The following is a 24,859-nucleotide window of genomic DNA, read 5'->3' on the forward strand; positions in this document are numbered from 1 at the left end:
CACAACGCTACCGCCGTGGTGCGCGCGAAGGATGCCGCGTATACAACATGTCCAATTCGCCTTATCCCCGTCCGGGGATAAGGCATTCACATTTTTACTTGGTAATACGACCCTGGGCGTCTTTCAGCGCGGCGTCGACGGTCTGGCGATCGCTAACGGCGTTGATAACCGCGGTACGTGTGGCGTACCAGAAGGCGGCCATTTGCGGGATGTTCGGCATGATTTCGCCGGTTTTCGCGTTATCCATGGTCGCGGCGATGCGTGGATCTTTCGCCAGTTCATCCTGGTAAGATTTCAGCGCGACCGCACCCAGCGGTTTGTCCTTGTTGACGTCTGCCAGGCCTTGATCGGTCAGCAGGTAGTTTTCGAGGAACTCTTTCGCCAGCTCTTTGTTCGGGCTGGCGGCGTTGATGCCTGCGCTCAGCACGCCAACGAACGGTTTAGAAGGCTTACCTTTAAAGGTTGGCAGCAGCGCGACGCCGTAGTTGATTTTGCTCTTATCAATATTGGCCCATGCCCACGGCCCATTGATAGTCATCGCGGTTTCACCTTTGTTGAACGCCGCTTCCGCAATGGAGTAATCCGTGTCGGCATTCATGTGCTTGTCTTTAATCAGCTTCACGAGGAAGCCGAGACCCGCTTTCGCGCCTGCGTTGTCGACGCCGACATCTTTCACGTCATATTTGCCGTTTTCAAACTTGAAGGCGTAACCGCCATCGGCGGCAATCAGCGGCCAGGTGAAGTACGGCTCTTGCAGGTTGAACATCAGCGCGCTCTTACCTTTCGCTTTCAGCTGTTTATCCAGCGCCGGGATCTCTTCCCAGGTTTTCGGCGGGTTCGGCACGAGATCTTTGTTGTAAATCAGCGATAAGGATTCGACAGCAATCGGGTAGGCAATCAGCTTACCGTTATAGCGTACGGCGTCCCAGGTGAAGGGGAACAGCTTGTCCTGGAAGGCTTTATCCGGGGTGACTTCTGCCAGCAGACCGGATTGCGCATAGCCGCCAAAGCGATCGTGTGCCCAGAAAATAATGTCCGGGCCATCGCCGGTCGCGGCTACCTGCGGGAATTTCTCTTCCAGCTTATCCGGGTGTTCTACGGTGACTTTAATGCCGGTGTCTTTCTCAAATTTCTTACCCACTTCGGCCAGGCCGTTATAGCCTTTGTCGCCGTTAATCCAAATGACCAGCTTACCTTCTTCGATTTTGGCGAGGGCAGAGGCGGAAAACATCATCGTCGCCACTGCGGACAAAGCGAGGATGCGTGCGCCTGTTTTGATTTTCATATATCCCGTCCTTTAGGTTATGTGCTCGTGGATACGCTCAAGGTAGTTCGACGGGATTAGTCTCCTTTTTTGACAAGCGCTTCTCATCCTCCTTAACCCTACGCCCCTGGGGCGATTTGTGTGATCTCTGTTACAGAGATTTGCATTATGTGTGTTGGCGCACATAAAAAAGCGCCGATTTTTGCAGAGCCCATCACGAAAATGCCCGCAGCCCGCCCATCCAGGGGGCAGAGCCGTTGTTCTCATCCTCCCGCCTCCTCCCCCACAAAAAACCAGGGGGGTGGAGGATTCGCCCGCTGAATCGATGCTCCATAGTCAGCCCACGTTGAATGTTTCTGTTGGTGACAGGTTGTAACGAAGGGAGAAGGGCATGGCGAGCGTACAGCTGCGTAATGTAACGAAAGCCTGGGGCGATGTGGTGGTGTCGAAAGACATCAGTCTCGACATCCACGAAGGAGAATTCGTGGTGTTTGTCGGCCCGTCAGGCTGTGGTAAGTCGACGCTGCTGCGCATGATTGCCGGGCTGGAAACTATCACCAGCGGGGATTTGCTGATTGGCGATACCCGCATGAATGAGGTTCCGCCCGCCGAACGCGGCGTTGGCATGGTGTTTCAGTCCTACGCGCTCTATCCGCATTTGTCGGTGGCGGAAAATATGTCTTTCGGCCTGAAGCTCGCGGGCGCGAAAAAAGAGATGATCAAATCGCGCGTCACGCAGGTAGCGGAAGTGCTGCAACTGGCGCATTTACTGGATCGCAAACCGAAAGCGCTCTCCGGTGGCCAGCGCCAGCGCGTGGCGATTGGTCGTACCCTGGTGGCTGAGCCCAGCGTCTTCTTGCTTGATGAACCTCTCTCCAACCTTGATGCCGCCCTGCGTGTGCAGATGCGTATTGAGATCTCCCGTCTGCACAAACGCCTTGGCCGCACGATGATTTACGTCACTCACGATCAGGTGGAAGCGATGACGCTCGCCGACAAAATCGTGGTGCTCGACGCCGGGCGCGTAGCGCAGGTGGGTAAACCGCTGGAGCTGTATCACTACCCGGCAGACCGCTTTGTCGCCGGTTTTATCGGCTCGCCGAAGATGAACTTCCTGCCGGTAAAAGTGACCGCTACCGCTATTGAACAAGTACAGGTTGAGCTGCCCAACCGCCAGCGCGTCTGGCTGCCGGTGGACAGCGCCAATGTGCAGGTCGGCGCGAATATGTCGTTGGGCATCCGCCCGGAGCATCTGCTGCCCAGCGACATCGCCGATGTCACGCTGGAGGGCGAAGTTCAGGTCGTCGAACAGCTTGGTCACGAAACACAAATTCATATCCAGATCCCTGCAATACGTCAGAACCTGGTCTACCGCCAGACTGACGTGGTGCTGGTAGAAGAGGGTGCCACATTCGCCATCGGCTTACCGCCGGAGCGTTGCCATCTGTTCCGTGAAGATGGCAGCGCCTGCCGCCGGTTACATAAAGAACCGGGCGTTTAAGCGTACCCCACAAAGCGTTTACACAAAGCCATTCGCATTATGTCGAGGCGGCAACTGACTGAACTTCCCGTTTCGTACCCAGGTACGCGACCGGAGTGAAAGAAGGCTGCCAGTAAAGAGATAGCGCGAAGGGGGATGTGTAAAAAAAAGAAAAGCAAGCTCAGGAGATAGAACGATGATTGCTCTGCGCAAACTTCCACTGGCTCTCGCCATCGCGGCAGGCGTACTGTCTGCACAGGCGGGTGCTGTCGACTTCAAAGGTTACGCCCGTTCGGGGATTGGCTGGACCGGCAGCGGCGGCGAGCAGCAATGCTTCCAGGCCACCGGTGCAGATGCCAAATACCGTCTCGGTAACGAATGCGAAACCTATGCGGAAATTAAATTAGGCCAGGAAGTCTGGAAAGAAGCGGATAAAAGCTTCTATTTCGACTCCAACATTGCCTATAAAACCGCACAGCTGAACGACTGGGAAAACGACAACGTACCAGCGGTTCGCGAATTTAACGTAGTGGGTAAAAACCTGATCGACTCCCTGCCAGGCGCCAACATCTGGGCCGGTAAGCGTTTCTATCAGCGCCATGACGTACACATGATCGACTTCTACTACTGGGATATTTCCGGCCCGGGTGCAGGTATTGAAAATATTGACGTTGGCATCGGTAAACTCTCTCTGGCCGCAACGCGTTCTTCTGAGCTGGGTGGTTCTTCTGCCTTTGGCGATCGCGACTCGACCACCGGTCTGCGCACTTACAACCATGCCGTGCCGAACGATGTCTTCGATGTGCGTTTAGCGCAGTTGGCGACCAACCCGAACGGTGTGCTGGAACTGGGCGTTGACTACGGTCACACCAACATTCCTGACGACTATTACCTGGAGCCGGGCGCATCGAAAGATGGCTGGATGTTCACCGCTGAACATACTCAGAGCATGATGAAGGGCTACAACAAGTTCGTGGTGCAGTACGCCACCGACGCGATGATCTCACAGGGTAAAGGCCAGGCTCGCGGCGGCGCTGTGGATAACGACGGTCACCTGATCCGCGTACTGGATCACGGTGCTATCAACCTCGCTGAGAAGTGGGATTTGATGTATGTCGGTATGTATCAGGACACCGATCGCGATAACAAGCGCGGTAATACCTGGTACACCGTGGGTGTCCGTCCGATGTACAAATGGACGCCGATCATGAGCACGTTGATGGAAGTGGGCTACGACAATGTCAAATCCCAGCAAACGGGCGATCGCAACAGCCAGTACAAAATCACCCTGGCGCAACAGTGGCAGGCGGGCGACAGCATCTGGTCTCGTCCGGCAATCCGCGTTTTCGCTACCTACGCCAAGTGGGATGAGAAATGGGGTTACGTGAAAACGGACGCCGATGGCAACACCTCTTCCCTGGCTGCGAGCAATGGCGCCACCACACCGTTTGGCTTTGGCACCAATAGTCGTGGTAACGACGACGAGTGGACCTTCGGTGCCCAGATGGAAATCTGGTGGTAAGGCTTAAACACCCGCTGTAATGACCAAATGAGGGGCGCAAGCCCCTCAATCTTAGGTGACGCGCGCTATTGCCTGGCCAACGCTCACCACGCAATCAAGGTGATCATAATGAAAATGAAAAAAAGTCTCGTCGCACTCTGCTTATCCGCAGGGTTGCTGGCTGCGGCTCCCGCTGTGAGCCTGGCTGCTGTGAATATCGTGCCGCAGGATATCTCTGCTGCGCCATCTATCCCAACGTCAACGCTGCAACAACTGCACTGGACTCCGGTGTCACCTTCACAAACGCTGAGCAGTGATATTTCTGCCGCCGGGCAGACGCTGAACGCCGGAGATATTACTGGCCCGGTGATGGCCTATAGCGTTCCGGCGAATATTGGCGAGTTGAACATAACATTGACCAGCAAAGTGAACAACGAGAGCGTTTATGCGCCGAACGTGCTGGTACTTGATCAGAACTTCACACCTGCGGCATTTTTCCCGTCCAGTTTCTTCGCTTATCAGGAACCGGGTGTGATGTCGGATAACCGTTTAGAAGGTACGATGAAACTGACCCCGGCGTTGGGTCAGCAGAAACTTTATCTGCTGGTATTTACCACGCAAAAAGATCTGCAAAAAACTACGCAGATGGTGGATCCGGCTAAAGCCTATGCCAAAGGTAACGGTAACGCTGTACCGGATATTCCCGATCCAATTGCCCGCCATGGCGTAACGGGTTCACTGGCGCTGAAAGCCAGTACCTCTTCCTCTTCCAGTATCTTAGTCGGCCCGCTGTTTGGTTCTTCCGGCCCGGCTTCCGTTACCGTGGGCAATACTGCCGCACCGGCTTATAGCGCGCAACCGGCTCCGGCCGCCGCGACCGCTGCGGCTCCTGCTCCAGTGGTGAAAAGCGAGCCGATGCTCAACGATACAGAGAGCTACTTTAACCAGGCCATCAAACAAGCCGCTGCGAAAGGTGATATTGATAAAGCGCTGAAATTATTGAATGAAGCAGAACGCCTCGGGTCGAAAACCGCCCGTGCCACTTTTATCAGCAGTGTAAAAGGCAAGGGGTAATCTCTCCCCACAATGCTGATATTTGCAGCAACTGGTGCGTCGCCTGACGCACCTTTTTTTCCGGCGCAGATGCGCGCTGTTGCGCATCTGTTGCGCTGATGAAAACTGAATGAAGTTTCCCCGCCCCGTGCGCCGGTTCTGCGATACAATAACGCTACGTTATGTACCGGAGAGTTAGGCATGTCACACCCTGCGCTTACGCAACTGCGTGCGCTGCGCTACGTAGACGCAATCCCCGCGCTTGACCCGCAACTGCTCGAGTGGCTGTTGCTGGAAGATTCGATGACCAAACGTTTTGAGCAACAAGGCAAGACGGTCAGCGTGACGCTGATTCGGGAAGGCTTTGTGACGGAAGATGAGATCGCCGAAGAGCGCGACAGTCTGCCGAAGGAGGATCGTTACTGGTTGCGGGAAATTATTCTCTGCGCCGACGGGGAACCCTGGCTCGCCGGACGCACCGTGGTGCCGGAATCAACGCTGAGCGGCCCGGAACTGGCGCTGCAAACCCTGGGTAAAACGCCGCTTGGGCGATATCTCTTTACCTCATCTACGCTTACGCGTGACTTTATTGAAATTGGTCGTCATGAGCAGCTCTGGGGACGCCGTTCCCGTCTGCGTCTGGGCGGAAAACCGCTGATGCTGACCGAACTGTTTTTGCCTGCATCGCCGCTGTACTAAGAGGAAAAGAAAATGGAGTGGAGTCTCACGCAGAATAAGCTGTTGGCCTTTCACAGGCTTATGCGTACGGACAAACCAATTGGCGCTTTGCTGCTGCTGTGGCCAACGCTGTGGGCGCTGTGGGTGGCAACGCCGGGCGTGCCGCCGCTGTGGATTTTGCTGGTTTTTGTCGCAGGTGTCTGGCTGATGCGCGCTGCCGGTTGTGTGGTCAATGACTATGCGGATCGTAAATTTGATGGTCATGTTAAACGCACGGCGAATCGCCCGTTGCCAAGCGGCGCGGTGACGGAAAATGAAGCGCGCGTGCTGTTTGTGGTGCTGGTGCTGCTGGCCTTCGCGCTGGTGCTGACACTGAATGTGATGACCATTCTGCTCTCCGTCGCGGCGCTGGCGCTGGCGTGGGTTTACCCGTTTATGAAGCGCTATACGCATCTGCCGCAGGTGGTGCTCGGCGCGGCGTTCGGCTGGTCGATTCCGATGGCGTTTGCCGCCGTGAGTGAGTCTGTACCGCTGAGCTGCTGGATTATGTTCCTCGCCAATATCCTATGGGCGGTGGCGTACGACACGCAGTATGCGATGGTTGATCGTGACGACGATGTGAAGATTGGTATCAAGTCGACGGCGATTTTGTTTGGTCGTTTCGACAAGCTGATTATCGGGATTTTGCAGGTGGCTGTGCTGGCGCTGATGGCGTCTGTTGGCTGGCTGAATGGGCTGGGATGGATGTACTACGGGACAGTGCTGATCGCCGGTGCGCTGTTTGTTTACCAGCAAAAATTGATTGCCGGTCGCGACCGGGATGCCTGTTTTAAAGCGTTTATGAATAATAACTATGTGGGGCTGGTGCTGTTTTTAGGGCTGGCGTTGAGTTACCTGCATTTGCCTTGAGTTTTTTCCCCTCTCCGGGAAGAGAGGGGAAAATTTACTATCACGCTTCCGCTTGCGTCGCGCTCTCAATCGTCAGACGCACATCCGACGTTATCAAGTCCGCCAGCATCTGGTACACGTTTAAGGTGCGTGCCGGATCCGCATCGCCGGTATCGCTGATATAACCTTCATCGCGCAGCGTCAGCACCAGCGTACTGAATACTGCTTTATCGAAGAACTCCGGCGCGTTAATGCCGTGCAGCACCGACAGACGCTGCGCCAGCGTGCGGCTCTCTTTTTCCAGCGTGCTGCGGTTCATCGCCGGGTTGGCGCTCAGCAGCCAGAAAGTAATGGCGTAACGCTGTAAGGTTTCACGCGCGCCTGCCGCCAGCAGTTGCAAAGTGCGGGAGTGCGCCGGATTGATGCTCAGACGATCGTCTTTCACCGTCAACAAGCTCTGGCGCAGCAGTTCTTGCGTCAGATTCTCCAGCACGTGCGACAGTTCTGCTTTTTCCCAGCGCAGGAATAGCTCGGCTTTCAGCATCGGGTAGAGTAATTCGACGTGGCGCAGGATCTCGCTACGGGAGATCGCGCGGTGCTGGGTGACAATGGCCGCCAGCAGCGACGGCAGCATCAGCATATGCGCAATGTTGTTGCGGTAGTAGGTCATCAACACCGCCTGCTCACGCGGCAGAATGATGATATCGCCGATGGTGTCTTTCTCGACTTCGAATTTATTCATCTGCAGCGCGTGATCGATAAGCTCGCTGGCGCTGGCCGAAGGTGTGGTCGAATCCGGCGAATAAGGCACGTTGCGCATCAACTCGAGATAACAGCTTAACTGCTCGGTCAGCTGCTCACGCGTCAGTGAACGCTGGCGGGAGGCCAGCAGCGCCGTACAGCACAGGTTCATGGCGTTAGCCGCACCCGCGTTGTTGATGCGCACCATCAGGTCAGCGGCAATGGCGTTCACCGTTGGTGTTAACCACGCCGGACGGATGGATTCAATGGGATCGATGGCTTCGCGCCACTCCGGAACATGGTGGTTCAGGTAGTTCATCAGCGGGATAGGTTCGCCGAAGTTCACATAGCCCTGACCGAGGTTACGCAGCTTGCTTAAACCTCGCACCATCTGCAACAGGCTCTCTTTCTCTTTCGTCGCGCCACGCAGCTCTTTGGCGTAAGTGCCCACTTCCATCACGTGTTCATACCCGATGTAAATTGGCACCAGCGTGATTGGGCGCGTACCGCCGCGCAGCATCGCCTGGATGGTCATCGACAACGTACCGGTTTTCGGATCCAACAAACGCCCGGTGCGCGAACGTCCGCCCTCAACGAAGTACTCCACGGAATACCCACGGCTGAACAGCTCGCCCAGATATTCGCGGAACACGGTGGAATAGAGCTTGTTGCCTTTAAAGGTGCGGCGAATGAAGAAAGCGCCCAGCCGGCGGAAAATCGGTCCGGCGGGCCAGAAATTCAGGTTGATACCAGCAGCGATATGCGGCGGCACCAGCCCCTGGTGATAGAGCACATAGGAGAGCAGCAGGTAGTCCATATGGCTACGGTGGCAGGGCACATAGACAATTTCGTGGCCGTCATGCGCCAGCTGGCGTACGCGCTCTGCATTATGCACGTTGATACCCTGATAGAGACGGTTCCAGGTAAAACCCAGAATGCGGTCGGTCAGGCGAATCATCTCGTAGGAGAAGTTCGCGGCAATCTCTTCCATCAGCGCGATGGCGTTTTGCTGCGCCTTATCATGGGAGATTTTTTTGCTGCGCGCTTCATCTTCAACGGCGCGGGCAATCGCTTTGGACGAGAGTAATTTGTTAAACAAATCCTGGCGAGCCGGCAGTCGTGGGCCTACCGCAGCCAGACGCTGGCGGGCAAAGTGCATACGCGCCACGCGCGCCAGTTTCTGCGCGATAATTTTATCGGTGCCGTGCTCGGTCGCCATCCGGCGCAGCGAAACCGGTGGTGAAAAACGCACAAAGCTGTCGCGGCCAAGCCAGGAAACCGCAAAGAATTTCTGGATGCCATTCAGCATGCGCAGCGGCGGGTTAATTTCGCCTTTTTCACGCCCTGGCGAACGACCAAACATCACCGATACCGGCACCATTTGCACATCCAAATCGGGATGGCTGCGATGTAAATCCAGGTAGTCGTGGAACAGCTTGATCGACTCTTCTTTCGGCGCGTAATACGTGAACACACGCGGGCCGCCGTGGATAAACACGAAACGCGGCAGCAAAGCGCCGTCGATTTCCAGCGGTTCCAGGGGATCGGGCAGCTCATGCGCCAGACACTGCGCGCGTAAAGTCAGTAAATCTGCCTTTGAGTTATAAGGCAGCACATACATGATGGGGCGTGATGTATCGAGACCCAGTTCCTGTGCAGGTTCTGCGGGAATCGATTTACTTTTTACCAGCACGCTTAATGGTAAATTCAGTAATTTGTAGTAAATTCGTGGCCAGCCGGACATAAAGGATGTAAAGCCTCTGGTTAATAGTGCCATTGCGCCGCAAGAATATCAGAAAGCGCACATAATTTCTGTTGTACCGCTGCGCGCTTGCTGAGACATTGACGCCAATTTAATAAAAAGGTTCTTTTAAATGGCTAATAATACCACCGGTTTCACCCGGATCATTAAAGCCGCTGGATATTCCTGGAAAGGCGTTCGCGCCGCCTGGATTAATGAAGCGGCATTTCGTCAGGAATCCGTTGCGGTTATCCTGGCAATTATAATCGCTTGCTGGCTCGATATTGACACAATGACGCGCGTACTGCTGATTGGTTCTGTGACGCTGGTGATGATTGTCGAAATTCTGAACAGCGCCATCGAAGCTGTGGTAGACCGTATTGGTGCGGAATTCCATGAACTTTCCGGGCGGGCGAAGGATATGGGGTCGGCGGCGGTGCTGATGTCCATCCTGCTGGCGCTCTTTACCTGGATCGCATTACTCTGGTCACATTTTGGATAACGCTTCCAGAATTCGATAACGCCCTGGTTTTTTGCTTAAATTTGGTTCCAAAATCGCCTTTAGCTGTATATACTCACAGCATAACTGTATATACACCCAGGGGGCGGGATGAAAGCATTAACGGCCAGGCAGCAAGAGGTGTTCGATCTTATTCGCGATCGCATCACTCAAACCGGTATGCCACCAACGCGTGCGGAAATCGCACAGCAATTGGGGTTCCGTTCCCCAAATGCGGCGGAAGAACACCTCAAAGCGCTGGCGCGCAAAGGGGTTATCGAAATCGTTTCGGGCGCATCACGCGGCCTTCGCCTGCTGCTTGAAGAAGAAGAGGACGATATTGGCTTACCGCTGATTGGTCGCGTCGCTGCGGGTGAGCCGCTGCTGGCGCAGCAGCATATCGAAGGTCATTACCAGGTCGATCCGAGCCTCTTTAAACCTCATGCAGATTTCCTGTTGCGCGTTAGCGGCATGTCGATGCGTGACATTGGCATTATGGATGGCGATCTGCTGGCGGTGCACAAAACGCAGGATGTGCGTAACGGCCAGGTTGTTGTTGCGCGTATTGAAGACGAAGTAACGGTCAAGCGTTTGAAAAAACAGGGTAACACCGTCGAACTGTTGCCGGAAAACAGCGAGTTTTCTCCGATCGTCGTCGATCTGCGCGATCAAAACTTCACCATCGAAGGGTTAGCGGTCGGTGTCATTCGTAATGGCGCGTGGCTGTAACGCACATTCGTTTTGCTGCGGGGCTGATTCAGGTTCCGCAGCGATCTCTTCTTTTCCCTCACTCACTTTTACATGCATACCATGCCACTGCTAACCGGGTCCGATAAAGCGCTCTGGCGACTTGCGCTGCCGATGATCTTCTCGAATATCACCGTCCCATTGCTGGGTCTGGTGGATACGGCTGTGGTGGGGCATCTGGATAGCCCGGTTTACCTGGGCGGTGTGGCGATTGGCGCAACGGCGACCAGTTTCCTCTTTATGCTGCTGCTCTTTTTGCGCATGAGCACCACCGGCCTGACAGCTCAGGCATTCGGCGCGAAAAATGCGCCCGCGCTAGCGCGGGCGTTAGTCCAGCCTTTGCTGCTGGCGCTTGGGGCCGGTGTGTTGATTGCGCTGCTGCGCACGCCGCTTATCGACCTGGCGCTGCATATCACCGGCGGTAGCGAGGCGGTACTGGAACAGGCGCGGCGGTTCCTTGATATTCGCTGGTTGAGTGCACCCGCTTCGCTGGGCAATCTGGTATTGCTCGGTTGGCTGCTCGGCGTACAGTATGCGCGCGCACCGGTGATATTGCTGGTGGTGGGGAATCTGCTCAATATCGTGCTCGATCTGTGGTTGGTCATGGGGCTGCATATGAATGTGCAAGGCGCGGCACTTGCCACGGTCATCGCGGAATATGCCACTTTCGCCATTGGCTTATGGATGGTGCGACACGTACTGGTGATGCGCGGCATTTCATTGCTGACGCTGAAAAATACCTGGCGCGGCGGCGTGCGGCGTTTGCTGGCGCTGAACCGCGATATCATGTTGCGTTCGCTGCTGCTGCAACTCTGCTTTGGTTCGATAACGGTGTTTGGCGCCCGCCTCGGGGATGAGACAGTGGCGGCAAACGCGGTACTGATGATGTTTTTGACCTTTACCGCCTATGCGCTGGATGGTTTCGCGTATGCGGTTGAAGCGCATTCCGGGCAGGCTTACGGTGCCAGAGATGGCAGCCAATTGATGCATATCTGGCGGGCTGCTTGCCGGCAGACCGGTCTGGTAGCGCTGTTCTTTGCCGTTGTCTATGCACTGGCGGGTCAGCAAATTATCGCGTTGTTAACGTCGCTCCCCGCGCTACAACAGCTTGCCGGGCATTATCTGATTTGGCAGGTCATCTTACCGTTAGTGGGAGTGTGGTGTTATCTGCTGGACGGTATGTTTGTTGGTGCGACGCGTGCGGCCGAAATGCGTAACAGTATGGCGGTGGCGGCGGCCGGGTTTGCCGTTACATTACTCACTGTGCCTGTTTTGGGTAACCACGGTTTGTGGTTGTCGCTCGCGGTGTTCCTTGCTCTGCGTGGGCTGACGCTGGCGCTGATCTGGCGTCGACACTGGCGTAACAATAGCTGGTTTGCTGCCAGCGATCCTTCCTGATAGCGCTTTATTCCCTGATTTAGCGCTCCGATTTTTGCGCCTCGTTTACGCTGTTTTTATCCTGTTAGATGGTTAAAGATTCCGAATAAAATTCATAATGCCGAATCCCTGACTACAATAATCAGTACGTTCAGCACAGCGAGAACGTCATTTTAAACCGAACGATAAGGAGTCCATGATGAATAAAGACGAAGTCGGCGGTAACTGGAAACAGTTTAAAGGCACTGTGAAAGAGAAATGGGGCAAACTCACCGATGACGATATGACGATCATTGAAGGTAAACGTGATCAGTTGGTGGGTAAAATCCAGGAACGTTACGGTTACGCGAAAGATCAGGCGGAAAAAGAAGTGACGGACTGGGAAACGCGTAATGATTACCGCTGGTAGCCAACACATCCCCTCAAATGTGTTAACCCTCTGAAGGCTACCCTACCCGATGGTACAAGGATGTACCACCCCTGTATTTTTCCCGTCTTTTCAGCACCAGCAGTATCCCACTTAGTTGTATACCTGTTTGCATCCTCTGCCTGCGGCACACAAGTTTTGCAGTATCACTTCATCTTTCACATGCTATTTCTGGCTGCGTTAACTCACATGTGTATTTATGTTCTTGCTGAATTTGTTTGGCTAACGCCAGACTAAAACACGACGCCTGGCTGGGGCCGTGAATCGAATAACCAATAACAGCGGGACAGCGCTAGCGCGGTTTTTTCTTTAGCGGGACGCTATGGTCGTGGTGGCAGTGATCGTGATGGCGGCAGGCTTCCACTTCGACGCAGGCTGCGCACAGGCCGTGGGCTTCAATAACATTATGGCGTAGGGCAAAACCCATTTTCGCCGCCAGTGCATGCATAATATCTTCCACACCTTCGGCCTGCTCTTCTTTCACCGAACCACAGCGGTCGCAAATGAACATCGCAGAAGTATGAGTCGGCTGATCAAAAAGATGACACAGCACATAGCTGTTCGTGGACTCAACCTTGTGGACAAATCCTTGCTCCAGCAGGAAATCAAGCGCGCGATAAACGGTAGGCGGCTTTGCTTGCGGCTCGCTTTCGCGCAGCAGATCAAGCAAATCATATGCGCTGATCGCCCCTTGTTGCAGGCTCAGTAATCGCAATACTTCAAGGCGCTGGGGAGTCAGGCGCACATTGCGCTGCGCGCACAGCTTTTCAGCCTGCACTAACATCTCTTGCGAAGTGGTCTTATCCATTGGCGCTCTCTGATCAGTGGGAATAGAAGGCCACACTTTACCATGTCCTGCCCAAAACGCCGAGATCGCCGCCCGTAAACTCCTTTTCTCGCTTTCCTTCCCGAAATGAATATCCTCTTCTATAAATAGTGAGAGTTTCCTCAATAACTATAGCGTTCATATATCCTGTACGTTCACTTGATTTAGCTTCTTTTTGGTCGTTGTTCGCAGCAATAGTGAATTCCTGTTTGTTACAAAATAAGCAGGCTTAAAAAACTCATCTGGCTACGAGACACATATTGTGAATAAAAAACGTAAACTTTCAGTGGTCGCTATCGCTGTCTCCTTCTTTGCGGCAAATCAAGCAGGAGCAGCCAATACCTGGGCAGAAGCACGTAACGATGCAATGGGGGGAACCGGTGTTGCATCAGCTAATTATGGCAGTGGAGCATTAATCAACCCGGCACTGCTGGCAAAAGCCAAGCCGGAAGATGACATCACGATTATCCTGCCGAGCGTGCAGGCGCAAATTACCGACAAAGATAACCTTCGCGATGAAATCGATAACATCAATGACAAAATTGATGGTTACAAGGATGTGATCGATAACCTGACCGCCGCACAGGTCATTGCTAACCCGATTGGTACATTGAATCAGTTCCAGGGAGCGGCGAAAGATCTGGCTGACGAACTGGTGTTCCTGAAAGGCAAAACCGCACAGGCCAAAGCCGCTGCCGGCCTTGCCGTGAGCATTCCCAATGATGTGCTTTCTCTGGCCTTTGTTACCAAAGCGTATGCACACGCTCGCGTAAGTTCGAATGTCGATCAACAAGATATTGATTATCTGCGTAGCATTCAGAACAACGACGGTATTGCTTTGGGCGAAGCGCTGCGGGCGGTTGTCTCGCCAAATGGCAGTGAAGAGATCACCAAAAACCTTAACTCCACCGCCGCAGGCCGCGCGGCCATTGTTTCTGACTTTGGTATCGCGATGGCGCGCCAGTTTGAGGTCGGCGGCATACCGCTTTCCCTTGGTGTAACGCCGAAACTGCAAAAAACCTGGGTCTACAACTACACCGCCTCCATTTATGACTACAAGAGCAGCGACTGGAATAGCAGCCGCTATCGCACTGATGACACGGGCTTTAACATTGATGTTGGTGCGGCAGCTGACTTTGGCGAAAACATTACCGTAGGCTTAACCGGAACCAACCTGATCTCCCGCGATATTGATACCCAGGATGTGCGTATTCGCAACGGTAGAACCGGCAACGTCACTAATTACAAAGATACTTACCAGATTAGCCCGGTAGTGACGGCTGGTGCGGCCTGGCACAATGATCTGGTGACCTTAAGCGCTGATGGGGATTTAACCGAAACCAAAGGCTTTAAGAGCGAGAAAAATTCACAATACGTTGGCGTCGGTGCGGAAGTTCGCCCGCTTAGCTGGCTGGCGGTGCGTGCCGGTTACCGTGCGGATGTGAAAGGTGACGATAAAAACGTATTCACTGGCGGTGTCGGTTTTGCACCGTTTAACCGCGTCCATGTCGATTTGATGGGGCTGGTCGGCGAAGATGAAACCTGGGGCGCAGGCGCACAGCTGAGCGTCACATTCTAAGATGTTCTCACCGGAGGCTTAATGCCTCCGGTTCTCCTTTATGCTTATAAATCAGACAAGTAAGCCAGGTGGGGTTATTTGCTACTCATCTTGTTGAAGCTGGTCATCAGATTGCGGTAGTCAGGGATGTGGTTAGAGAACAGGTTGCCCAATCCTTCAATGTCGTTACGCCAGTCGCGATGTAATTCGCAGGCAACACCAAACCAGGTCATCAATTGCGCTCCGGCCTGCGACATACGGTCCCATGCTGAATGGCGGGTAATTTCATTAAATGTACCTGACGCATCGGTGACAACAAACACCTCGAAGCCCTCTTCCAGCGCGGATAACGCCGGAAATGCCACGCAAACTTCCGTCACCACTCCCGCAATAATCAACTGTTTCTTACCCGTTGCTTTTACTGCCTTCACAAAATCCTCGTTATCCCAGGCGTTGATATTACCTGGGCGGGCAATATAGGGGGCATCGGGAAACTGCGCTTTCAGCTCCGGTACAAGAGGGCCATTCGGGCCCGTCTCGAAGCTGGTGGTCAGAATAGTGGGTAGTTTAAAATACGTAGCGAGGTCGGCCAGCGCCAGCACGTTATTTTTGAATTTATCTGGATCGATATCCCTGACCAATGACAGCAAGCCCGTTTGGTGATCGACGAGCAACACAGCGGCATTGTTTTTATCAAGACGTACATACGGTTTAGTCATTTCCTTGAACTCCCTTTGACCCATTACGGTGATAAATAGCTTTCGCTATTAATGAACATTTCCTATGCCTACCAAAAATGTTAGGTAGTGGTTCCGTTTTGCGCAAGGCGACCCCGGGCATATATCCACAGGGAATGTAGGTCATACGTTGTCTCAGCAGGTTTACGCACTTTCTCTATGCTAGAATAATGCCCCCGCTATTTCAGGCGTCGGCGATGGCCGGACCTGAGCGGAAATCAGATACGAAAACCTATTTAAAACTGTCCAAAATGCACGGTAACCCTGAAATGACAAACCCCCATCAAACCAACGCAATGCCGCTCCATTCCTCTCAACACTGGAATGGCCGGTTTAGCGTGGCGCCGATGCTCGACTGGACGGACAGACATTGCCGCTACTTCTTGCGCCTGCTGTCGCGCCAGACGTTGCTCTACACCGAAATGGTCACCACCGGTGCCATCATTCATGGCAAGGGCGATTACCTGGCGTACAGCGAAGAAGAACATCCGGTAGCGTTGCAGCTCGGCGGTAGCGATCCGGCGCAGCTTGCCCATTGTGCGAAGCTGGCCGAAGCGCGCGGGTATGATGAAATTAACCTCAACGTCGGCTGCCCGTCCGATCGCGTGCAGAATGGCCGTTTCGGCGCGTGCCTGATGGGCGAAGCGCAACTGGTGGCGGATTGCATCAAAGCGATGCGTGATGTGGTGTCGATTCCGGTGACGGTCAAAACGCGTATTGGCATTGACGATCAGGACAGCTACGAATTTCTCTGCGACTTTATTGGCACCGTGGCCGGAAAAGGCGAGTGTGAAAGTTTTATCATCCATGCGCGCAAAGCGTGGCTTTCGGGGTTAAGCCCGAAAGAGAACCGGGAAATCCCACCGCTGGATTACCCGCGCGTTTATCAGTTAAAACGTGATTTTCCGCACCTGACAATGGCCATTAACGGCGGGATCAAATCGCTGGAAGAAGCCAAAGCGCATCTGGAGCATGTGGATGGCGTGATGGTCGGGCGCGAAGCGTATCAGAACCCAGGTATTCTGGCGTCTGTTGACCGGGAGATCTTTGGCGCAGACGTGGCGGATGCCGATCCGGTCGCCGTGGTACGCGCTATGTATCCCTACATTGAGCGTGAACTGAGCCAGGGCGCGTATCTCGGACATATCACGCGCCATATGCTGGGGCTGTTTCAGGGCGTTCCTGGCGCGCGCCAGTGGCGTCGTTATCTGAGTGAAAACGCGCACAAAGCTGGAGCGGATATCGCGGTGGTGGAGCACGCGCTCAACCTGGTGGCGTCTAAGCGTTAAAATTTCACCAAAAGGTAGTCAAATTCACTAAGCTCCGCCTTCTGTCGCGGAGCTTTTTTATTGATAAATAAGCTAATTTTCCCCTGGCATGGTTCTTGTAATAACAGCGGGAGTTACCTCTTTGGGAGATCCATCATGCTGGAATTACTGTTTATTGTGGGCTTTTTTATTATGTTGCTGGTGACCGGTGTTTCACTGCTGGGCATCATCGCGGCGCTGCTGGTGGCAACGGCTGTCATGTTCCTCGGCGGGCTTTTCGCGTTGATGATCAAGCTATTGCCCTGGCTGCTGCTGGCCGTCGCCGTTGTCTGGATTATCCGTGCCGTAAAAGAACCGAAGGTTCCACGTTATCAACGCAATAACCGTTGGCGTTACTAAAGTATTGCGTGGTTCGTCACATACCGAAGACTTTTCCCGCAACATTGCTTAGAACCGAATAGGATTTACTTATTAAATCTGTCACTATCGCGACGTTAACGAATTCATCGCGCTGTACCCTACAATGCAGCCGAACTAAAAAAGAAAGGGCTTCCCACGGGAAGCCCTAATTCTTTCAGGCAATTAGCTTAAGGGATCAGCAGGCTTGAGCCCTGCGTCGCCCGGCTCTCCAGCACTTCATGCGCCCGCTGCGCATCTTGCAGCGCGAACTTCTGGCTGTCGGCCACATCCACTTTGATAACCCCACTGGCAATCAGCGAAAACAGCTCATTACTGGCTTCCTGCAACTCTTCCCGGTTAGTGACATAGCCATTGAGGGAAGGACGTGTGGCGTAGAGCGAGCCTTTCTGGTTAAGAATGCCCAGATTCACACCAGTAACCGGGCCGGAAGAGTTGCCAAAACTCACCATTAATCCGCGACGGCGCAGACAATCAAGCGACGTTTCCCAGGTGTCTTTTCCTACCGAGTCGTACACCACCGCCACCTTTTTCCCACCGGTGAGTTCTTTGACACGTTCAACCACATTCTCTTCGCTGTAGTTGATCACCTGCCAGGCGCCCGCCTGTAATGCGCGCTGCGCTTTTTGCGCGGAACCCACGGTGCCAATCAGCTTCGCGCCGAGCGCTTTTGCCCACTGGCAGGCAATCAGCCCGACACCACCGGCGGCAGCATGGAACAGGAACATTTCATCTGGCTTGATTTCGTAGGTTTTACGCAGCAGATAAAACACCGTCAGCCCTTTCAGGAATGACGCCGCCGCTTGTTCAAAGGAGATAGCGTTTGGCAACACCGCAACTTTATCCGCCAGAATGTTGTGTACCGAGCTGTACGCGCCCAGACCCGATTGTGCATATACCACGCGATCGCCCACTTTCACCTGCGTGACGCCGCTGCCCACCTTGCTTACCACGCCTGCCGCTTCGGTGCCCAGCCCGCTTGGTAATGCCGGCGGTGGATATAACCCGCTACGGATATAGGTATCGATATAGTTGATGCCAATGGCTTTATTTTCTACCTGCACTTCGTTTTCCGCTGGCGCAGCGGGGGTGAACTCAACCGCTTTAAGCACCTCAGGCCCACCATGCTTTTGAAATTCTATTCTCGTCGCCATGCTTCCTCCTGATGTGATAATCTCTCAACCCATTCATAACCCGGATAGCTCCATTCACTATGGCAGGAAATAAACCCTTCAACAAACAGACTGAAACCCGCGACGTACAGCTCGAGGGGATGAAAGTGCCTCCGCATTCTATTGAAGCGGAGCAGTCGGTGTTGGGCGGTTTAATGCTGGATAACGAGCGCTGGGATGATGTCGCTGAACGGGTCGTGGCGGATGATTTTTATACCCGTCCGCACCGCCACATTTTTACCGAGATGCACCGCTTGCAGGAGATGGGCAAACCCATCGACCTGATAACGCTCGCGGAATCGCTGGAGCGCCAGGGGCAACTGGACATTGTTGGCGGTTTTGCTTATCTGGCGGAGCTCTCCAAAAATACGCCAAGTGCGGCAAATATCAGCGCTTATGCCGATATCGTGCGCGAACGCGCGGTAGTGCGCGAAATGATTTCTGTCGCGAATGAAATCGCCAACGCCGGTTTTGATCCGCAGGGGCGCACCAGCGAAGATCTGCTCGACCTTGCCGAATCTCGCGTTTTTAAAATTGCCGAAAGCCGCGCGAATAAAGACGAAGGCCCGAAAAACATCGCCGATGTGCTTGAAGCGACCGTTTCGCGCATCGAACAGCTTTTCCAGCAGCCGCATGATGGCGTGACCGGCGTTAACACCGGTTATGACGATCTGAACAAGAAAACCGCCGGTTTGCAGCCGTCGGATTTGATTATCGTCGCCGCGCGTCCGTCGATGGGTAAAACAACATTTGCAATGAACCTCGTCGAAAATGCGGCGATGTTACAGGATAAACCGGTATTAATTTTCAGCCTTGAGATGCCCTCCGAACAGATTATGATGCGTTCGCTGGCCTCCCTTTCGCGTGTCGATCAGACGCGCATTCGTACCGGCCAACTGGACGATGAAGACTGGGCGCGCATCTCCGGCACCATGGGCATCCTGCTGGAAAAACGCAATATCTATATTGATGACTCTTCCGGCCTGACGCCGACGGAAGTTCGCTCCCGTGCGCGGCGCATCGCCCGCGAACATGGCGGCATTGGGCTTATCATGATCGACTATCTGCAACTGATGCGTGTACCGTCGTTGTCGGATAACCGTACGCTGGAAATCGCTGAAATCTCCCGCTCGCTCAAAGCGCTGGCGAAAGAGTTACAGGTGCCGGTGGTGGCGCTGTCACAGCTTAACCGCTCCCTTGAGCAGCGCGCCGATAAGCGCCCGGTGAACTCGGATCTCCGTGAATCTGGTTCCATCGAGCAGGACGCCGACCTGATCATGTTTATTTATCGTGACGAGGTTTATCACGAAAACAGTGACTTAAAAGGCATTGCAGAAATCATTATTGGTAAACAGCGTAACGGGCCGATTGGTACCGTGCGTCTGACATTTAACGGGCAGTGGTCGCGCTTTGATAATTATGCCGGGCCACAATACGACGACGAATAAATCCTCTTCATCCTTCGCATTACAGGAGCGTTAACGGCGTTCGCTGATCCCGGCCGTCTGGTTTACTGCACCGCCGGGAGCCACGGGCTTGTCGTCTACCTGTAGTCGAATGATGTTGACGATTGCTTTAAGGGTAATGTAAATGCAAGCGGCAACCGTAGTAGTAAACCGCCGCGCTCTGCGACACAATCTGCAACGCCTGCGCGAACTGGCTCCCGCCAGCCGTGTGGTTGCGGTCGTGAAAGCGAACGCCTATGGACACGGTCTTCTCGAGACCGCGCGAACGCTCCCCGATGCCGATGCTTTCGGTGTCTCCCGTCTTGAAGAAGCCCTGCAATTACGCGCGGGCGGCATCACACAACCGATTTTGCTACTGGAAGGTTTCTTCGCCGCCAGTGACCTGCCACTGGTCGCTGAACACCAGCTGCATACGGTTATTCACAGCGTTGAACAACTGGAAGCGCTGGAAACGGCAACGCTGACATCGCCGGTAACCGTGTGGATGAAGCTCGATACCGGTATGCACCGCCTTGGCGTACATCCGCATGAAGCGGAGGCTTTTTATGCGCGTTTGTCACAGTGCAAAAATGTGCGCCAGCCGGTCAACGTTGCCAGCCATTTTGCCCGCGCCGACGAGCCCGAATGCGGCGCAACAGAGCGCCAGCTTGATCTCTTCACCACGTTTACCGATGGCAAACCCGGCCTGCGTTCCATTGCCGCTTCCGGTGGTACGCTGCTGTGGCCACAATCGCACTTCGACTGGGTTCGCCCTGGCATTATTCTGTACGGTGTTTCGCCGCTCGATCATAAACCGTGGGGCGCGGATTTCGGTTTTCAGCCCGTCATGACGCTCACTTCGCAACTGATCGCCGTGCGCGAGCATAAAGCGGGTGATGCGGTCGGTTACGGTGGTACGTGGCAAAGCACGCGCGACACGCGTTTAGGCGTAGTGGCAATGGGTTACGGCGATGGCTATCCACGCGCTGCACCTTCCGGCACACCGGTGCTGGTTAATGGCCGCGAAGTACCGATAGTCGGGCGTGTGGCGATGGATATGATTTGCGTCGATCTCGGCCCGGATGCACAAGACAAAGCCGGTGATGAAGTGGTGCTGTGGGGTGAAGGTTTGCCTGTTGAACGCATTGCTGAAGCAACAAAAGTAAGTGCTTACGAACTTATCACACGCCTGACTTCGCGGGCGACGTTAAAATACATCGACTAAAAGGATTACGCCTTGTCGCCAATGGAAATCGCCGCTTGCCTGGCTTATGCCCTCTCTGTGTGGCTCGCCGCGCGCAATAATATGCACACCTGGTGGACGGGGATTATCGGCTGTGTGCTGTATGGCTGGGTGTTCTATTCTGTACAGCTCTATGCCGATGTCACACTGCAACTGTTCTTTATTGCCAGCAGTATTGCCGGGTGGATCAACTGGCTGAAAGGCAACCACGGCAGCGAACTGGCGGTGCGCAAAACGCCGCTTAACCATTTGTTGCTGATGTTAGCGGGCGCGCTGATTGTCGCCGGGTGTTACGCCTGGCTGTTGCACCGTTTTACCAACGCGTGGTCGCCGTGGCTGGACTCCGCCATTATGGTTTTCAGTGTGCTCGCGCAATTTATGCTGATGGGGCGCAGGCTCGAAAGCTGGTATTTCTGGTTGCTGGTCAACACCATCGCCGTGCCGCTGTATGCCGCGCGCGACCTCTGGCTTACCGCCGGGTTGTACCTTGTCTTCTGGTGTAACGCCTGGCATGGTCTGTATCAGTGGCGCAAAGCGATGGCCGCGCGATGAAGCGTTTTGCCAGCGGGCTGGTTGTCGGAAAGTTTGCGCCGCTGCACTGCGGCCACGAACGATTGATCAACGCCGCGCTGGAACAGTGTGAGCGTGTCTGGATAGTCAGTTATTCCCGTCCGGAGTTGCCCGGCTGCGAGCCTGAAAAACGCGAGCGCTGGCTGCGTGCGCGTTTCCCGCAGTGTGACATTCTGGTGTTAACACCAAAGCGCCTTGCTGACGCCGGGTTGCGCACACCGCCGCATAACGACGCCGATGGTGATCTGCACCGGCACTACATGGCAGATATCTGTTTGCAAGTGCTGCACTGCCAACCGCAGGCGGTTTTTACCGCCGAAGAGTACGGCGACGGCTTTGCCCGCGTACTCAGTGAACGCTTCGCCAGCCCCGTCGTACATGTGCGTTTGCAGCGTGAGCAAGGTGATCAAGCGCCTTCCGGCACGCTGATTCGTCGTGATGTTCATCGCTGGCGGCACATGTTAGCGCCCGTGGTTTACCGGGATTTCGTGCAGCGCATCTGCCTGCTGGGTGGAGAATCGACCGGCAAAAGCACGCTGAGCATCGCGCTGGCCCAGGCGCTGAAGACGGCGTATGTGGCGGAATATGGCCGTGAGCGTTGGGATGAAAAGGGCGGTGAACTGGTTTATGACGACATGCTGCCGATCGCGCAAACACAGGTGCAGCGCGAAGATGCCGCCGACGCCCGGCAGTGGCTGGTGTGCGACACGTCGCCGCTAACAACGCTGTTCTATACGCTGGCGATGTTTGGCCGCGCGCCGGACGAACTCTATGCCCTGGCGCAGCGGCATTATCATCTCGTGGTGCTGTGCGAGGACGATTTCCCGTTTGTGCAGGACGGCACCCGCCAGAATGAAACCTTCCGTCAGCGCCAGCAGGCCTGGTACAGCGAACAACTGACGCAACGCGGCATTCCCTTTCTGCGTGTACGTGGTTCGGTAAGCGAGCGTGTGGCGCAAATCCTTGCCGCGCTGCGTAACTGACTCGCTTATTTTTTATCACCGTTGTTGCTGCTCTCGATCTTCCTCGGCTTCCGGTTTATTGTGGTGTTCTTGCCTACTGTAAACCTGGAGAGTACACGCGTGTTTCAGAAAGTTGACGCCTACGCCGGCGACCCTATCCTGTCGTTGATGGAGCGCTTTAAAGAGGATCCCCGCAGCGACAAGGTCAATCTCAGTATCGGGCTGTATTACAACGAAGACGGGATCATCCCACGTTTGCAGGCGGTAGCCGAGGCCGAAGCGCGCCTGAACGCGCAGCCGCACGGTGCGTCGATCTATCTGCCGATGGAAGGGCTAAACAGCTATCGCAACGCCATCGCTCCGCTGCTGTTCGGTGCAGAGCACCCGGTACTGGCGCAAAAACGCGTTGCCACCATCCAGACATTAGGCGGTTCCGGTGCGCTGAAAGTTGGCGCAGATTTTCTGAAACGGTACTTTCCAGATTCCGGCGTGTGGGTCAGTGACCCGACTTGGGAAAACCATATTGCGATATTTGAAGGCGCCGGGTTTGTAGTGAGTACTTACCCCTGGTACGACAGCACCACTAACGGCGTGCGTTTTGCTGCCTTTCTGGAAAAACTGAATACGCTTCCGGCGCAAAGCATTGTGCTGCTGCATCCGTGCTGCCATAACCCGACCGGCGCGGATCTTACCCATGCGCAGTGGGACCAGGTGGTTGAGGTGTTGAAAGCGCGCAACCTGATCCCATTCCTCGACATCGCCTACCAGGGTTTTGGTGCCGGTATGGAAGACGATGCTTATGCCATCCGCGCGGTTGCCCATGCCGGGCTGCCTGCGCTGGTCAGCAACTCATTTTCGAAAATTTTCTCGCTGTATGGCGAGCGCGTGGGCGGGCTTTCCGTGGTGTGTGACGATGCGGATGCTGCCAGCCGTGTGCTGGGGCAGCTCAAAGCCACCGTGCGCCGTAACTACTCCAGCCCGCCGAATTTTGGCGCACAGCTGGTGGCGACAGTGCTTGGCGACGCAGGCCTGAAAGCCTCCTGGCTGGCGGAAGTGGAAGCCATGCGTACGCGCATTCTGGCGATGCGCCAGGAACTGGTCACCGTGCTGAAAGAGGCAGTACCGGGCGGTAATTTCGATTATCTGCTTAAACAGCGCGGAATGTTCAGTTATACCGGCCTGAGCGCGGCGCAGGTTGATCGTCTGCGTGAAGAGTTTGGCGTTTATCTCATCGCCAGCGGACGGATGTGCGTCGCCGGTCTGAATAGCCGCAATGTGCACCGCGTGGCGAAAGCATTCGCCGCAGTAATGTAAGCATCCACTTACTTTTTCCTGTCCCCTGCGTTCTGGCAGGGGATTATTTATGCCTCAGTATTCGCTTATTCTCTGAATATTCTGCAAAAAATCCTTTTTTTCATCGGCCTCACAAGGTATGGTCTGGTAACATTTTGACCATTCGCACCATTAATAAAATATAACGAACTGATCATTTAGGGATAAATATGCGAAAGTTCATACGCGCGCTCGGCGCGGTCTGCCTGTGGATGACGTTTGGCAGCGCGGTTTACGCTTCGGCGCCCACGCCGGTATCTGAAGGCACCAATGTTGCCAAACTGGCCGAACAAGCGCCTGTTCACTGGGTTTCTGTGGCGCAAATTGAAAATTCTCTGATCGAACGCCCACCAATGGCGGTCGGATTTGATATTGACGACACGGTGCTGTTTTCCAGCCCCGGTTTCTGGCGCGGTAAAAGAACCTGGTCGCCGGAGAGCGAAGCCTATCTACAAAACCCGGCGTTTTGGGAAAAGATGAACAACGGCTGGGACGACTTCAGTATTCCGAAAGAAGTGGCCCGCCGTCTGATTGCGATGCATGTAAAGCGCGGTGACAGCATCTTTTTCATCACCGGACGCAGCCCGACAAAAACTGAAACGGTGAGTAAAACGCTACAGGACGATTTTCTAATTCCTGCGGCCAATATGAACCCGGTGATTTTCGCCGGCGATAAGCCCGGTCAGAACAGCAAAACCCAGTGGCTGAAAGCGAATAAAATCCGCATTTTCTATGGCGATTCTGACAGCGATATCTCCGCCGCGCGTGAAAGCGAAGCCCGGCCAATTCGCGTGTTACGCGCTTCAAATTCAACCTATCGCCCTTTACCGCAGGCGGGCGCACTGGGTGAGGAAGTGATTGTGAACTCCGAGTATTAGCCTGAGCTTTCCTGTTTCGCCGCCTGCTGCCACACTGACAAGAGTTCATTTTGCT

At 54.5% G+C, this 24,859-nt stretch carries 23 protein-coding genes; 18 read left to right on the forward strand and 5 right to left on the reverse strand.

The window, feature by feature from the left end:
* Window positions 1-94 precede the first annotated feature (94 nt).
* Window positions 95-1,285, reverse strand: coding sequence for a maltose/maltodextrin ABC transporter substrate-binding protein MalE (gene malE / locus IP581_RS01415; protein ID WP_086873904.1), 1,191 nt, complete (start codon window positions 1,283-1,285; stop codon window positions 95-97).
* Between the two features lie 370 nt (window positions 1,286-1,655).
* Here malE and malK point away from each other — a divergent pair, with 370 nt between their 5' ends.
* The 5 genes from malK to ubiA all read left to right on the forward strand — a co-directional run bounded on the left by malK (window position 1,656) and on the right by ubiA (window position 6,885).
* Window positions 1,656-2,765 (forward strand): maltose/maltodextrin ABC transporter ATP-binding protein MalK, encoded by a 1,110-nt coding sequence (gene malK / locus IP581_RS01420; RefSeq protein ID WP_097401670.1) that lies wholly within the window; start codon window positions 1,656-1,658, stop codon window positions 2,763-2,765.
* Between the two features lie 175 nt (window positions 2,766-2,940).
* Window positions 2,941-4,266 carry a maltoporin gene (locus IP581_RS01425; RefSeq protein ID WP_193821583.1) on the forward strand — a complete coding sequence of 442 codons (1,326 nt, stop codon included), beginning with the start codon at window positions 2,941-2,943 and terminating at the stop codon, window positions 4,264-4,266.
* 108 nt (window positions 4,267-4,374) lie between these two features.
* Window positions 4,375-5,319: a maltose operon protein MalM gene (gene malM / locus IP581_RS01430; RefSeq protein WP_193821584.1), complete on the forward strand. Its 945-nt coding sequence runs from the start codon at window positions 4,375-4,377 to the stop codon at window positions 5,317-5,319.
* Window positions 5,320-5,499: 180 nt separating this feature from the next.
* Window positions 5,500-5,997 carry a chorismate lyase gene (gene ubiC / locus IP581_RS01435; RefSeq protein WP_086873908.1) on the forward strand — a complete coding sequence of 166 codons (498 nt, stop codon included), beginning with the start codon at window positions 5,500-5,502 and terminating at the stop codon, window positions 5,995-5,997.
* A gap of 12 nt (window positions 5,998-6,009) precedes the next feature.
* Window positions 6,010-6,885 carry a 4-hydroxybenzoate octaprenyltransferase gene (gene ubiA, locus IP581_RS01440; RefSeq protein WP_193821585.1) on the forward strand — a complete coding sequence of 292 codons (876 nt, stop codon included), beginning with the start codon at window positions 6,010-6,012 and terminating at the stop codon, window positions 6,883-6,885.
* Between the two features lie 40 nt (window positions 6,886-6,925).
* On the opposite strand, the gene plsB is transcribed toward ubiA, so the two are convergent.
* Complete coding sequence (gene plsB / locus IP581_RS01445; RefSeq protein ID WP_193821586.1) at window positions 6,926-9,349, reverse strand: glycerol-3-phosphate 1-O-acyltransferase PlsB; 2,424 nt, start codon at window positions 9,347-9,349, stop codon at window positions 6,926-6,928.
* A gap of 130 nt (window positions 9,350-9,479) precedes the next feature.
* Between plsB and IP581_RS01450 the strand changes: the two genes are divergently transcribed.
* The 4 genes from IP581_RS01450 to IP581_RS01465 all read left to right on the forward strand — a co-directional run bounded on the left by IP581_RS01450 (window position 9,480) and on the right by IP581_RS01465 (window position 12,378).
* Window positions 9,480-9,848, forward strand: a complete 369-nt coding sequence (locus IP581_RS01450) for a diacylglycerol kinase (RefSeq protein ID WP_097401665.1) — start codon at window positions 9,480-9,482, stop codon at window positions 9,846-9,848.
* Window positions 9,849-9,956: 108 nt separating this feature from the next.
* A complete protein-coding gene (lexA, locus tag IP581_RS01455; protein WP_017459437.1) occupies window positions 9,957-10,574 on the forward strand; it encodes a transcriptional repressor LexA in 618 nt (205 codons plus the stop codon).
* Window positions 10,575-10,655: 81 nt separating this feature from the next.
* Window positions 10,656-11,990: an MATE family efflux transporter DinF gene (gene dinF / locus IP581_RS01460; protein WP_193821587.1), complete on the forward strand. Its 1,335-nt coding sequence runs from the start codon at window positions 10,656-10,658 to the stop codon at window positions 11,988-11,990.
* Window positions 11,991-12,168: 178 nt separating this feature from the next.
* Entirely contained in the window at window positions 12,169-12,378 is a 210-nt protein-coding gene (locus IP581_RS01465; RefSeq protein ID WP_007372427.1) for a CsbD family protein, read from the forward strand.
* 310 nt (window positions 12,379-12,688) lie between these two features.
* On the opposite strand, the gene zur is transcribed toward IP581_RS01465, so the two are convergent.
* Window positions 12,689-13,204, reverse strand: coding sequence for a zinc uptake transcriptional repressor Zur (gene zur, locus IP581_RS01470; protein WP_020456115.1), 516 nt, complete (start codon window positions 13,202-13,204; stop codon window positions 12,689-12,691).
* 280 nt (window positions 13,205-13,484) lie between these two features.
* Between zur and traF the strand changes: the two genes are divergently transcribed.
* On the forward strand, window positions 13,485-14,801 hold the full coding sequence (gene traF, locus IP581_RS01475) for a conjugal transfer protein TraF (RefSeq protein ID WP_086873912.1): 1,317 nt from the start codon (window positions 13,485-13,487) through the stop codon (window positions 14,799-14,801).
* A gap of 74 nt (window positions 14,802-14,875) precedes the next feature.
* Here traF and ycaC read toward each other — a convergent pair whose 3' ends face one another.
* Complete coding sequence (gene ycaC / locus IP581_RS01480; RefSeq protein WP_086873913.1) at window positions 14,876-15,499, reverse strand: isochorismate family cysteine hydrolase YcaC; 624 nt, start codon at window positions 15,497-15,499, stop codon at window positions 14,876-14,878.
* Between the two features lie 269 nt (window positions 15,500-15,768).
* On the opposite strand from ycaC, the gene dusA reads away from it, so the two are divergent.
* Complete coding sequence (gene dusA / locus IP581_RS01485) at window positions 15,769-16,806, forward strand: tRNA dihydrouridine(20/20a) synthase DusA (RefSeq protein ID WP_086873914.1); 1,038 nt, start codon at window positions 15,769-15,771, stop codon at window positions 16,804-16,806.
* A 135-nt stretch (window positions 16,807-16,941) separates the two neighbouring features.
* Entirely contained in the window at window positions 16,942-17,184 is a 243-nt protein-coding gene (gene pspG / locus IP581_RS01490; protein WP_086873915.1) for an envelope stress response protein PspG, read from the forward strand.
* A 188-nt stretch (window positions 17,185-17,372) separates the two neighbouring features.
* Here pspG and IP581_RS01495 read toward each other — a convergent pair whose 3' ends face one another.
* Window positions 17,373-18,356 (reverse strand): quinone oxidoreductase, encoded by a 984-nt coding sequence (locus tag IP581_RS01495; RefSeq protein ID WP_193821588.1) that lies wholly within the window; start codon window positions 18,354-18,356, stop codon window positions 17,373-17,375.
* A gap of 59 nt (window positions 18,357-18,415) precedes the next feature.
* Between IP581_RS01495 and dnaB the strand changes: the two genes are divergently transcribed.
* The 6 genes from dnaB to aphA all read left to right on the forward strand — a co-directional run bounded on the left by dnaB (window position 18,416) and on the right by aphA (window position 24,804).
* The gene (gene dnaB / locus IP581_RS01500; RefSeq protein ID WP_086873917.1) at window positions 18,416-19,822 is read left to right on the forward strand and encodes a replicative DNA helicase; all 1,407 of its coding nucleotides are present in this window, start codon (window positions 18,416-18,418) and stop codon (window positions 19,820-19,822) included.
* A 142-nt stretch (window positions 19,823-19,964) separates the two neighbouring features.
* Entirely contained in the window at window positions 19,965-21,044 is a 1,080-nt protein-coding gene (gene alr / locus IP581_RS01505) for an alanine racemase (protein WP_086873918.1), read from the forward strand.
* A 12-nt stretch (window positions 21,045-21,056) separates the two neighbouring features.
* Window positions 21,057-21,614, forward strand: coding sequence for a nicotinamide riboside transporter PnuC (gene pnuC, locus IP581_RS01510; RefSeq protein WP_193821589.1), 558 nt, complete (start codon window positions 21,057-21,059; stop codon window positions 21,612-21,614).
* A complete protein-coding gene (locus IP581_RS01515; protein ID WP_193822623.1) occupies window positions 21,611-22,615 on the forward strand; it encodes an AAA family ATPase in 1,005 nt (334 codons plus the stop codon). The genes pnuC and IP581_RS01515 overlap by 4 nt, the downstream gene beginning before the upstream one ends.
* Window positions 22,616-22,714: 99 nt before the next feature.
* Window positions 22,715-23,908, forward strand: coding sequence for an aromatic amino acid transaminase (gene tyrB, locus IP581_RS01520; protein ID WP_086873920.1), 1,194 nt, complete (start codon window positions 22,715-22,717; stop codon window positions 23,906-23,908).
* Between the two features lie 188 nt (window positions 23,909-24,096).
* Window positions 24,097-24,804, forward strand: a complete 708-nt coding sequence (gene aphA / locus IP581_RS01525) for an acid phosphatase AphA (RefSeq protein ID WP_193821590.1) — start codon at window positions 24,097-24,099, stop codon at window positions 24,802-24,804.
* Window positions 24,805-24,859: the final 55 nt, after the last annotated feature.

It is taken from the genome of Kosakonia pseudosacchari (assembly GCF_015167415.1).
Classification (GTDB): domain Bacteria; phylum Pseudomonadota; class Gammaproteobacteria; order Enterobacterales; family Enterobacteriaceae; genus Kosakonia; species Kosakonia pseudosacchari.

Excerpts from the sequence above, each read along its gene's own strand:
- malE (WP_086873904.1), bottom strand. The coding sequence starts at position 1,285 with ATGAAAATCAAAACAGGCGCACGCATCCTCGCTTTGTCCGCAGTGGCG.
- malK (WP_097401670.1), top strand. The coding sequence starts at position 1,656 with ATGGCGAGCGTACAGCTGCGTAATGTAACGAAAGCCTGGGGCGATGTG.
- IP581_RS01425 (WP_193821583.1), top strand. The coding sequence starts at position 2,941 with ATGATTGCTCTGCGCAAACTTCCACTGGCTCTCGCCATCGCGGCAGGC.
- malM (WP_193821584.1), top strand. The coding sequence starts at position 4,375 with ATGAAAATGAAAAAAAGTCTCGTCGCACTCTGCTTATCCGCAGGGTTG.
- ubiC (WP_086873908.1), top strand. The coding sequence starts at position 5,500 with ATGTCACACCCTGCGCTTACGCAACTGCGTGCGCTGCGCTACGTAGAC.
- ubiA (WP_193821585.1), top strand. The coding sequence starts at position 6,010 with ATGGAGTGGAGTCTCACGCAGAATAAGCTGTTGGCCTTTCACAGGCTT.
- plsB (WP_193821586.1), bottom strand. The coding sequence starts at position 9,349 with ATGTCCGGCTGGCCACGAATTTACTACAAATTACTGAATTTACCATTA.
- IP581_RS01450 (WP_097401665.1), top strand. The coding sequence starts at position 9,480 with ATGGCTAATAATACCACCGGTTTCACCCGGATCATTAAAGCCGCTGGA.
- lexA (WP_017459437.1), top strand. The coding sequence starts at position 9,957 with ATGAAAGCATTAACGGCCAGGCAGCAAGAGGTGTTCGATCTTATTCGC.
- dinF (WP_193821587.1), top strand. The coding sequence starts at position 10,656 with ATGCCACTGCTAACCGGGTCCGATAAAGCGCTCTGGCGACTTGCGCTG.
- IP581_RS01465 (WP_007372427.1), top strand. The coding sequence starts at position 12,169 with ATGAATAAAGACGAAGTCGGCGGTAACTGGAAACAGTTTAAAGGCACT.
- zur (WP_020456115.1), bottom strand. The coding sequence starts at position 13,204 with ATGGATAAGACCACTTCGCAAGAGATGTTAGTGCAGGCTGAAAAGCTG.
- ycaC (WP_086873913.1), bottom strand. The coding sequence starts at position 15,499 with ATGACTAAACCGTATGTACGTCTTGATAAAAACAATGCCGCTGTGTTG.
- dusA (WP_086873914.1), top strand. The coding sequence starts at position 15,769 with ATGCACGGTAACCCTGAAATGACAAACCCCCATCAAACCAACGCAATG.
- pspG (WP_086873915.1), top strand. The coding sequence starts at position 16,942 with ATGCTGGAATTACTGTTTATTGTGGGCTTTTTTATTATGTTGCTGGTG.
- IP581_RS01495 (WP_193821588.1), bottom strand. The coding sequence starts at position 18,356 with ATGGCGACGAGAATAGAATTTCAAAAGCATGGTGGGCCTGAGGTGCTT.
- dnaB (WP_086873917.1), top strand. The coding sequence starts at position 18,416 with ATGGCAGGAAATAAACCCTTCAACAAACAGACTGAAACCCGCGACGTA.
- alr (WP_086873918.1), top strand. The coding sequence starts at position 19,965 with ATGCAAGCGGCAACCGTAGTAGTAAACCGCCGCGCTCTGCGACACAAT.
- IP581_RS01515 (WP_193822623.1), top strand. The coding sequence starts at position 21,611 with ATGAAGCGTTTTGCCAGCGGGCTGGTTGTCGGAAAGTTTGCGCCGCTG.
- aphA (WP_193821590.1), top strand. The coding sequence starts at position 24,097 with ATGCGAAAGTTCATACGCGCGCTCGGCGCGGTCTGCCTGTGGATGACG.